The organism is Novosphingobium sp. AP12 (genome assembly GCF_000281975.1).
Taxonomy (GTDB): domain Bacteria; phylum Pseudomonadota; class Alphaproteobacteria; order Sphingomonadales; family Sphingomonadaceae; genus Novosphingobium.
Genome location: NZ_AKKE01000027.1, coordinates 17,756 through 27,141, shown reverse-complemented (window position 1 = coordinate 27,141; position 9,386 = coordinate 17,756). Strand labels below are relative to the sequence as shown.

Sequence of the window (9,386 nt, the reverse complement as noted above, 5' to 3'; positions counted from 1 at the left end):
GGCTGTCGCCCCCCCAGCCATTGCGATCCCAGTTGCGGTTCTGGTTGTCGTTCCCGCGCCAGCGATCGTTGTTGTTCCGGCCGTTGTTGTATCGGCCGTCGTTGTTGTTTCGGCCGTCATTGTTCCGCCAGTTGTCGCCCCGGCCGTTGTTGTTCTGCCCGCGGTTGTCGCCGCGCCCGTTGTTGTCGCCGCGGCCGTTGTTGTCGTTGCCGCGCCAGTCGGAGCCACGGTCGCGATCGTTGTTACGGTCGTTGCCCCGCTCGTTCGGGCGATAGTTACCGCCGCGCGGCGGATTGCTGGGGCTGACGGGCTCTCCGTTGCGGGTGCCGCCGGCCCAGCCGGGAAGGCCGCGCCTGACTTCGTTGGCACCGCCCTGCTGCGAGGCGGGGCGAACCTGCTGGGGCTGCGCCTGCTGCGGGCGGGGCTGCTGCGGCCGCGCTTCGCTTCGCTGCCATCCGCCCCGCTGGCCCTCATTGCCGCGCGCTGCGGGAGCGACGGGAGCCTGGCGCTGCGGCGCCTGCATGCGGGGTGCCTGCTGCTGCTGCTGTTGGGGGGCACCGCGCTGACCGCGGTCGCCGCGGCCACCATCTTCGCCGGGTTGCGCGAAGCTCGGCGCGGAGAAGCTCGTGGCCGCCATAGCCAGCGCTCCGACGGTGAGCAGCACACCCGATTTTATGTTCTTCATTCCAGCCATAGTCTTTCCGGTCTCCAAAACCGAATACACCGGACGGCGATCGCGGCTCTTCGTGAAAGCTTTGTAAACGATACGCGCTGTCGCGTAGGTGAACCGCGTCGATGCTCGTTGTTCAGTTTCCATGAGACTGAAATGAACGAGCCGCCGCTCCGGTTCCGGGACGGCGGCTCGTTGAATTGCCGGGCGAGGAAAGCCTCAGCGCATCAGCGCGTCAGCTTCTTGTATGCCAGCGCAGTCGGACGATCGGCGGCGTCACCGAGGCGACGGCGCTTGTCTTCCTCGTAGGCGGCGAAGTTGCCTTCGAACCACTCGACGTGGCTGTTGCCTTCGAAGGCGAGGATGTGGGTGGCGAGACGATCGAGGAAGAAGCGGTCGTGGCTGATGACCACGGCGCAGCCCGCGAAGTTCTCGATGGCTTCTTCCAGCGCGCCCAGCGTTTCCACGTCGAGGTCGTTGGTCGGTTCGTCGAGCAGCAGGACGTTGCCGCCGAGCTTGAGCATCTTGGCCATGTGGACGCGGTTGCGTTCACCGCCCGAGAGCTTGCCGACGTTCTTCTGCTGGTCCGAGCCCTTGAAGTTGAACGCGCCGACGTAGGCACGGGTCGACATCTCGTGCTTGTTGACGGTCATGTAGTCATGACCTTCGGAGATTTCCTGCCAGACGTTGTTCTTGGGATCGAGGTGGTCGCGGCTCTGGTCGACGAAGCCGAGGTGGACGGTGGAGCCCATCTCGATGGTGCCGGTGTCAGGCGTTTCCTTGCCGGTCAGCAGCTTGAACAGCGTCGACTTGCCGGCGCCGTTCGGGCCGATGACGCCGACGATGCCGCCCGGCGGCAGGATGAACGAAAGGTCCTCGAACAGCAGCTTGTCGCCGTAGGCCTTCGAGATGTTGTTGACCTCGATGACCTTGCCGCCGAGGCGCTCGGGCACCTGGATGACGATCTGGGCCTTGCCGGGCTTGCGGCCGGCCTGGGCATCCTGCAGCTGCTCGAACTTGCGGATACGCGCCTTGGACTTGGTCTGGCGCGCGGCCGGGGTCTGCCGGATCCACTCGAGCTCTTCCTTGAGCGCCTTCTGGCGGCCGGATTCCTCGCGGTCCTCCTGCTCCATGCGCTTGGACTTCTTCTCGAGGTAGGTCGAGTAGTTGCCTTCGTAGGGGAAGTACTTCCCGCGATCGAGTTCGAGGATCCAGCCCACCACGTTGTCGAGGAAGTAGCGATCGTGGGTGATCATCAGGACCGCGCCCGCGTATTCCTTGAGGTGGTTTTCCAGCCATTCGACGGATTCGGCGTCGAGGTGGTTGGTCGGCTCGTCGAGCAGCAGGATCGAGGGCTTCTGGATCAGCAGTCGCGTCAGCGCGACGCGGCGCTTTTCACCGCCCGAGAGGCTGTCTACCGGCCAGTCGCCCGGCGGGCAGCGCAGGGCCTCCATCGCGATCTCGAGCTGGTTGTCGAGCGTCCAGCCGTCGACAGCGTCGATCTTGCCCTGGAGGTCGCCCATCTCCTCCATGAGAGCGTCGAAGTCGACGTCTTCCGGCGGGTCACCCATGATGTTCGAAATCTCGTTGAAGCGATCGACGAGGTCGGCGGTTTCGCGCGCACCGTCCTTGACGTTCTCGAGCACCGACTTGGTGGGGTCGAGTTCCGGCTCCTGCTCGAGGTAGCCGACAGTGATGTTCTCGCCGGCCCAGGCTTCGCCGGTATAGTCGGTGTCGATGCCGGCCATGATCTTGATAAGCGTGGACTTGCCCGCGCCGTTCGGGCCGACGATGCCGATCTTGGCACCCTGGTAGAACTGGAGCGAGATGTCGCTGAGCACGGGCTTGGGGGCACCGGTGAAAGTCTTGGTCATGCCCTTCATGACGTAGGCGTACTGGGCGGCCATGGGCGTCCTTCGGATTTAAGATGCGATACGGTAATTCTTGGGACCGGCCCTTACAGCCCCGGCGTTGCGCCCGCAAGATGGGGGCGGCTGGCGGGGTATCAAGTCAGGCGGGGCGGCGCAGCGCTCGGATCAGGTCGCGCAGCACGCCGGGAAAGAAGGCGAGGCCGGCGACGACCATGGGGACGGCGAGGATCGCCCAGTAGAAGTTAACCGGCCGCGCGAAGACTGCGAGGAGGACGGCGATCCCCCCCAGATATGGCAGGGCAATGCGCGCGAGCGGGGCAGGGGCGCCGAAGAATCCCACCAGCGCGATCAAGGTCACCAAGTACGACAGCGGCGGGGGGATCAGGTTGATGAGCGTGACCTCGGCGATGTCCCGCAGCGGCGCGGCCGGTCCGCGCATCCCGCCCCATCCTTGCGACAGCGCATCACCCGGCAGCGATAGGGGGGCCACGGCCTCATCATGCAGATAGAGTACGACCGCATAAGCGATGAGCAGGCCCGCCCAACACAAGGCCTCGCGCCGCCGTCCATCCCGCAGTGCCCAGAACCCGGCGATCAGCACGAACGGCAGCGCCAGTTCGCGGATCATCAATGCGACGGCGGCCACGATCAGCGCCGGCCCCCACCATCCGCGCACCAGCAGCGCCGTCGCCAGCGCGACGAGGACGCCCGCCCACAACTCATGCGTCACCACGAGGTCGGCGCTTCCGACCATCGCTCCGCCGACGAGGACCAGCAGTGTCGCGCCAGTCCGCTCCGGGGCGTCCGCCAGCGGCCGCAGCATGACGAACCAGGCGAGGGCGGTGACCGCCAGCAAGGCACCGAGCAGCAGCTGCGTCGCCTTCCAGCCCAGTCCTGCCTCGATCCAGGCGAGCGTGGGCAGGCGGACGGTTACGAAGGGGCTGGTAGGGAATCCGTGGGCGCGGTGGAGGCGGGTCGCGGCGTGGTAGTAGTCCTCACCGCCCGCGACGGCGCCGGCTATGTCCTTGTAAAGCTGGACATCGGAATACGTCCCGTCGCCGGTGATGGCGGCGCCGCTCTCCTCGGGACGGATCGTCAGCGAAAGCGCCGCGAGTACCGCTATGGCGACGAGCAGGGCGAAGGCCTGGAAGCGGGTAAGCGAGGCGAGCATCGGAGGCGGTTGTGTTCGCTCGGAAGGCGCGCCGCAAGCGCCATCGGAAGCGCTTTTCCACATGGTTCCAAAAGCGACCTGACCGCACCTTGGCATGACCTCGCCGCTCGGTTAGCACCGGCGCCATGAACACTGCTATCAGCTTACGCATCGCGCTTGTCGCCTCCGCCCTTTCCGCCGCCGCTCCCGCAATTGCCGCGCCGACCAATGGGTCGGGCGTCGCCTGGGATATCGTCGAGGGGCTGACGACCGAAATCGGCCCGCGCCCCGCCGGCTCCTCGGCCGAGGACCGTGCGCGTGACTGGGGTGCGGACAAGCTCAAGGCGCTGGGGTTCCAGAACGTACGGATCGAGGAGTTCAAGACCCTCGGCTGGCAGCGCGGTCCCGAACGCGCTAGCCTGACGGCGCCTTTCGCGCAGCCGCTGGCGATCACTGCCCTTGGCTATTCGGTGCCTACGCCGAAAGGTGGGCTCAAGGCGGAACTGGCCTACTTCCCGACGCTGGCCGCGCTTGAGGCGGCGCCCGACGGTTCGCTCAAGGGCAAGGTCGCCTTCATCGACCACGCCATGCGCGCGGCGCAGGACGGATCGGGTTACGGCCCTTACGGCAATGTGCGGCGCGAGGGTCCGTCGATCGCCTCGCGCAAGGGTGCGGCGGGCGTGGTCATCCGATCGGCGGGCACCGACAGCCATCGCAATCCGCACACCGGGGTGACCATGTTCGCCAAGGACGTGAAGCCGATCCCGGCGGGCGCGGTCTCCAATCCCGACGCCGACCTGATTGCCCGCACCGCGGCGCGCGGCAAGCCGATGGCCATCGACCTCATGCTCATGGGCAAGCCGTTCCCCGACGCGACCTCGGGCAACGTCATCGCCGACCTGCCGGGCCGCGATCCCTCGCTGCCGATCATCGTGCTCGCCTGCCATCTCGATTCCTGGGACCTCGGCACCGGCGCGGTCGACGACGCTTCGGGCTGCGCGATCATCAGCGCGGCGGCGTTGGCGGCCCAGCAGGGCGGACAGCCGCTGCGCACGATCCGTGTGCTGTGGTCCGGCAACGAGGAAACCGGCATCGCCGGTGGCGGCGGTGACGATTATGCCAAGCGCCACGGAGCCGAGCGCCACGCCCTCGCGATGGAGAGCGACTTCGGCGCCGACAAGGTCTGGCAGGTCAAGTTCAGCCGCGCCCCGCAGGACAAGGCGCTGGCGGACAAGGTGAACGCCGCGCTCTGGCCGATGGGCATCGTCCCCCACGAAGGCCGCGCCGATGGCGGCGCCGACGTCGAGGCGATCATCGCCGCGCAGAAGCTGGCGGTCATCGACCTCGGGCAGGACGGCACGCATTACTTCGACCTCCACCACACACCCGACGACACGCTCGACAAGGTGGATCCGGCGGCGCTCCAGCAGAACGTCGATGCCTGGGCGGCGGTGCTGAAGGTGGTCGCGAACGAGGCTGGGCCGATTGGCATGGTCGAGGCTGGGCCCAAGTAAGGCGCAAGGCGGGCTCCGTCGTCCCCGGAATGCGCGGGGACGACGGTTCCTCCGAAGGCATCACCCCGCCGCCGCGATCCGCTCCGCCACGGTGACCATCCGCCGCGCCTGCTCCAGGTGCAGCAGTTCGGTCATCTTGCCGTCGACGCGGATCGCGCCCTTGCCCTGGTTCTCGGGCAGGGCGAACGCCTCGATCACGCCATGTGCCCAGGCAAGGTCCGCCTCGCCGGGGGAGAACACCGCGTTGCACGGGTCGATCTGCGCCGGGTGGATGAGGCTCTTGCCGTCGAAGCCAAACAGCAGCCCTTGCCGAGCCTCGGCCTCGAAGGCGTCTAGGTCGCGGAATTCGTTACATACGCCATCCAGGATGGCGACGCCGTGCGCACGAGCGGCAGCCACTGTCATCGACAGGAACGGCAGGAACGGCGTGCGCTCGGGCGTCAACTGCGCGCGCATTTCCTTGGCGAGGTCGTTGGTGCCCATGATCCATAGCGACAGGCGGGTCGAACCCGCCATCGCCGCGATAGGCTCCAGCGCGAAGACGCTCGCACAGGTTTCGATCATCGCCCAGAGCTGGAGCGAGGCGGGCGCCTGCGCCAGCGCCGCCTCGTAGTGGGCGATGTCCTGCGGGCCGTCGACTTTGGGCACCAGCACCGCGTCCGCCTTCGAGCCGGCGATCGCGGCGAGGTCTGCCGCGCCCCACGGCGTGTCGATACCGTTGGCGCGGATGGCGACCTCGCGGTGACCGAAGCCGCCTTCAGCGACTGCCGCGACGGCGGCGGCGCGAGCCTCTTCCTTGGCTTCCGGCGCCACCGCGTCCTCGAGGTCGAGGATCACCACGTCACAGGGCAGGGTGCGCGCCTTGGCGATGGCCTTGGCGTTGGACGCCGGAAGGTAGAGCGCGCTGCGGCGGGGCCGGTCGAGGGCGGCAGGGGCGTCGGCAGGTGTCATGGCGGTTCCCTTGGTCGAAGATGTGACGATCCCTTGGGACGGGCGATGCCGGGCGGTCAAGCGCGGCTGATATGGTTGACAAGGGATTGTGGCTTGGCCCGGAAGTCCGCTCAGCAGAAAGTATAGGTTACAAACGTTTGTCCTGCCTATATCCAAAGTCAGTCGCAGTGCCCGCCAGCGCAATTGCGGGCGCGGCGTGGAGCGGCTTCCCTCCTCCGCTCCATGCCGACGCGGCAGCCCTTCAAGGGTCGCACCTGTCGCCCCGCGCCTGCCACTCTTCCGCAACGAGCGGCGCGGGGCGACACATTTTCGATGACGCGTCTGCGGTTGTTCAGACGGTTTCGAGGATGCGCTCGCTCTCCTGCCACAGTCTTTGCGCCGCCTCGTCGTCAAGTCCCTGGGGGGCGGGCTCGGCCTGCGCCATGTCGTAGAAGTAGCGGCCGCCGTCCTGCCCTGCCTCGGGCGCGGTTGCCAACCAGACGATGGTCCGCGCTGGCTGTTCGGGCGGGATGAGGTCTTGCGAGGCCATGTAGGTCTGCAGCGATGCCTCGCCATGGCTCGAGAAGTTGGAGCCTACCTTACCGGGATGCATGGCCTGTGCGACTATGCCTTTGCTCGCAAGCCGGCGGTCGAGTTCCCGGGTGAACAGCAGGTTGGCGAGCTTGGCCTGGCAGTAGGCCGGGCCAGCATTGAAGTCCTCCAGCATCATCAGGTCGTCCCAGCGCATCGCCTGGCATTGCATATGTCCCAGCGACGAGACGGCAATGACCCTGACGGTCCCCGCCGCACTATCCAGCGCGGCACGCTCGAGCAGCGGCAGGAGTTCGCGGGTGAGCAGGAAAGGCGCGAGGTGATTGGCCGCGAAGGTCCACTCCAGGCCCTCGGAAGACATGTAGAGCCCGTCACGCACGCCGCCTGCGTTGTTGACGAGGACGTGGACGCGGTCCGTCAGCCCGGCGATCTCGGCAGCGATACGGCGCACGTCGGCCATTTCGGCGAAGTCCCCGCGCAGGAAATCGACGCGGGCGCCGTGCGCGGCGATGGCGCGCAGGTCCTCCTCGGCGGAGGCGCAGCGGCCGGGATCGCGGCCGGTGGCGATGACGTGCCAGCCGATGCGGGCGAACGCCTCGGCGCTGGCCTTGCCGATGCCGGAACTGGCGCCGGTGACAACCACGCAGCGTCGGTCGGAATGGTGTTCTGTCATTAGAAGCTATCTCTTTATTTCAAAGGGAAGGGGCCGTCATCTCAGGAACGATCTCGGAAACTCGCAGTCTGCCGCCCCGCCCGGTCATGAAGAAGCAGAGCGCGCCTACGATGGTCAGCGCGGCGGAAATGATCAGGAACATGTCGAAGCGTTCGGTGGCGCCCAGCGTCATGCTCAGCAGTACCGACCCGACCGCTCCGGCAAGGCCCATCGAGGCGATCAGGAAACTGTAGATCAGGCTGAAGTTGGCGATGTCGAACGTGCGCGAGGTGAGATAGGCGCCGATGTCTCCCTCCGCCCCCTGCGCCAATCCGATCAGCAGCACCGCACCCGCCAATAGCCAGGGATGCTCGGCCGGGGAGGCGAGGATCAGGAACCCGATCGCCGGCAGTCCCAATGCCGCCAGCGCCACCGTCTGGGCCGAAACCTTGTCGAGCGCGAGGCCACTGAGGAACCGCCCGACGACCACGCCGACGGCGTAGAGCGAGACAAGCCACGTCGCCAGCTTGCCCGGCGCGCCGCTCTCGATCAGCACCAGCTTGAACTGCGAGGAGACGATGACGGTCGGCACGTTGCAGAAGAACATGCCCGCGACGATCAGGATGAAGGCGGGGTGCCGCAGCAACGCACCGAACTGGGTCCGGGTGAGGCGCTGGGCGGTGCGCTCAGGGGCGGCGGCGGTGCCTCGCGGTCGCCGGCCCACCAGTGTCACCGCCACGATGCCGCCGATCGCTGAGATCAAGGCGAGCAGGCGGTAGCCCGCACGCCACCCCTGCGCGTCGATCACCTCGCCCACCAGGGGCACGACGATGGCGCCCACCAGCGGCGCGCCGCTCATCAGCACGGAAAGCGCCATGCCGCGCGCGAGGTCGAAGCGCTGTACGATGACGCGGCTGAACACCAGCGTCGTGGTGAGCACGCCGAACAGGTGCTGGAGCACGGTGATGGCGAAGAACTCGTAGATGTTACCGCGCATCAGGCTGAAGGCGAGGAAACTCAGCGGCACCGCCATGAAACCGATCGCGGCGGAGAGGCGCGCGCCGTGGCGGTCGGCGAAGCGTCCCCAGAACGGCACCACGAACATGCTGGCCAGCCCCAGCGTACCGACCAGCGCGAACTGTGCCTTGTCCCACCCGAACTCGGCGATAAGCTCCGGCGCGAAGAGGTTGGTCATGTAATGGTTCATCGCCGAGCCGAGCGCGAGACCCAGCATCGCGCCGAGCAGCGTCGTCCAGTTCACCCGGAATTCGCGGAAATAGGTCACTTCGGCTCTCTCCCATCCTGCGCCCGTTTGCCGGGTCGCACAGCTCGTCAGGTCATCTCGGTTCGGCACCCTCGAGGAACAGGCGTATCGCGAAGCGTACGCGCCGGTCGATGTCCTCGCGTCCAAGTTCGTTGCCCGAAAGGATGAAACGCACCGGGCCGCTGACCACCATGCTCATGAACACGTTTGCAGCGAGAATCGGGTCGTCGATGGCGAGGCGCCCGGCGCGAGTCTCCTCGGCGAGGATCTCGGCGAGGAAGCGCACCGTCGGCAGCGCGGCGATGTCGTAATAGGTCTGGAAGATGTCGGGGAAGCGGTAGCTTTCGGTGTTGATGATCCGCTGCAGCTTGGCGCCGTCGGCGTCCCTGACGAGATCGATACGCAGCGTGGCGATCGCGACGAGCGTCTCCTCCAGCGTCCCGCCGCGCGTGGCTTCGATGACCTCGGCGCCCACTGCGCGACGCTGGGTGCCATGGCGGATGGCGGCGCGGAACAAGGCGGTCTTGTCGGCATAGCGCGCATAGACCGTGCGCTTGGTCATGTTCACGTCGGCGGCGATCGCCTCGATCGTGGCGCCTTCGTAGCCCTTGTCGAGAAAGTGTTCGAGCGCGGCGTCCAGCAGGGCGACCTGACGGGCCCGCGCCTGCTCGCGGGTAGGGCGGCCGGCGCGGATCGGGGCTTCGGAAGGCGTGTCGTCGAGCATGGGCCCAGTGGACCCGATTTGGCTTGCGTCGCCAAGTGACTCGTGAATAATGAAACGCA

General features: G+C 67.0%; 7 protein-coding genes and 1 pseudogene. 1 reads left to right on the top strand and 7 read right to left on the bottom strand.

Annotated elements, in window-relative coordinates; translation table 11 throughout:
* The 3 genes and pseudogenes from PMI02_RS05595 to PMI02_RS05585 form a co-directional block, all read right to left on the bottom strand.
* Positions 1-685, bottom strand: a pseudogene (locus tag PMI02_RS05595) (hypothetical protein); the annotation flags it as partial.
* A 212-nt stretch (positions 686-897) separates the two neighbouring features.
* Positions 898-2,577: an energy-dependent translational throttle protein EttA gene (gene ettA / locus PMI02_RS05590; protein WP_007679949.1), complete on the bottom strand. Its 1,680-nt coding sequence runs from the start codon at positions 2,575-2,577 to the stop codon at positions 898-900.
* A 103-nt stretch (positions 2,578-2,680) separates the two neighbouring features.
* Positions 2,681-3,712 carry a hypothetical protein gene (locus PMI02_RS05585; protein WP_007679947.1) on the bottom strand — a complete coding sequence of 344 codons (1,032 nt, stop codon included), beginning with the start codon at positions 3,710-3,712 and terminating at the stop codon, positions 2,681-2,683.
* Between the two features lie 125 nt (positions 3,713-3,837).
* Between PMI02_RS05585 and PMI02_RS05580 the strand changes: the two genes are divergently transcribed.
* Positions 3,838-5,205 carry a M28 family peptidase gene (locus PMI02_RS05580; protein ID WP_007679945.1) on the top strand — a complete coding sequence of 456 codons (1,368 nt, stop codon included), beginning with the start codon at positions 3,838-3,840 and terminating at the stop codon, positions 5,203-5,205.
* Positions 5,206-5,265: 60 nt separating this feature from the next.
* Here the strand turns inward: PMI02_RS05580 and PMI02_RS05575 are convergent, their stop codons facing one another.
* The 4 genes from PMI02_RS05575 to PMI02_RS05560 all read right to left on the bottom strand — a co-directional run bounded on the left by PMI02_RS05575 (position 5,266) and on the right by PMI02_RS05560 (position 9,327).
* A complete protein-coding gene (locus tag PMI02_RS05575) occupies positions 5,266-6,156 on the bottom strand; it encodes a CoA ester lyase (protein ID WP_007679943.1) in 891 nt (296 codons plus the stop codon).
* 331 nt (positions 6,157-6,487) lie between these two features.
* A complete protein-coding gene (locus tag PMI02_RS05570) occupies positions 6,488-7,360 on the bottom strand; it encodes an SDR family NAD(P)-dependent oxidoreductase (protein ID WP_007679941.1) in 873 nt (290 codons plus the stop codon).
* 19 nt (positions 7,361-7,379) lie between these two features.
* On the bottom strand, positions 7,380-8,624 hold the full coding sequence (locus tag PMI02_RS05565) for an MFS transporter (RefSeq protein ID WP_007679939.1): 1,245 nt from the start codon (positions 8,622-8,624) through the stop codon (positions 7,380-7,382).
* Positions 8,625-8,676: 52 nt separating this feature from the next.
* Positions 8,677-9,327, bottom strand: a complete 651-nt coding sequence (locus PMI02_RS05560) for a TetR/AcrR family transcriptional regulator (RefSeq protein ID WP_007679937.1) — start codon at positions 9,325-9,327, stop codon at positions 8,677-8,679.
* Positions 9,328-9,386: the final 59 nt, after the last annotated feature.

Coding starts and splice junctions, on each gene's coding strand:
- ettA (WP_007679949.1), bottom strand. CDS start 2,577: ATGGCCGCCCAGTACGCCTACGTCATGAAGGGCATGACCAAGACTTTC.
- PMI02_RS05560 (WP_007679937.1), bottom strand. CDS start 9,327: ATGCTCGACGACACGCCTTCCGAAGCCCCGATCCGCGCCGGCCGCCCT.
- PMI02_RS05575 (WP_007679943.1), bottom strand. CDS start 6,156: ATGACACCTGCCGACGCCCCTGCCGCCCTCGACCGGCCCCGCCGCAGC.
- PMI02_RS05585 (WP_007679947.1), bottom strand. CDS start 3,712: ATGCTCGCCTCGCTTACCCGCTTCCAGGCCTTCGCCCTGCTCGTCGCC.
- PMI02_RS05580 (WP_007679945.1), top strand. CDS start 3,838: ATGAACACTGCTATCAGCTTACGCATCGCGCTTGTCGCCTCCGCCCTT.
- PMI02_RS05570 (WP_007679941.1), bottom strand. CDS start 7,360: ATGACAGAACACCATTCCGACCGACGCTGCGTGGTTGTCACCGGCGCC.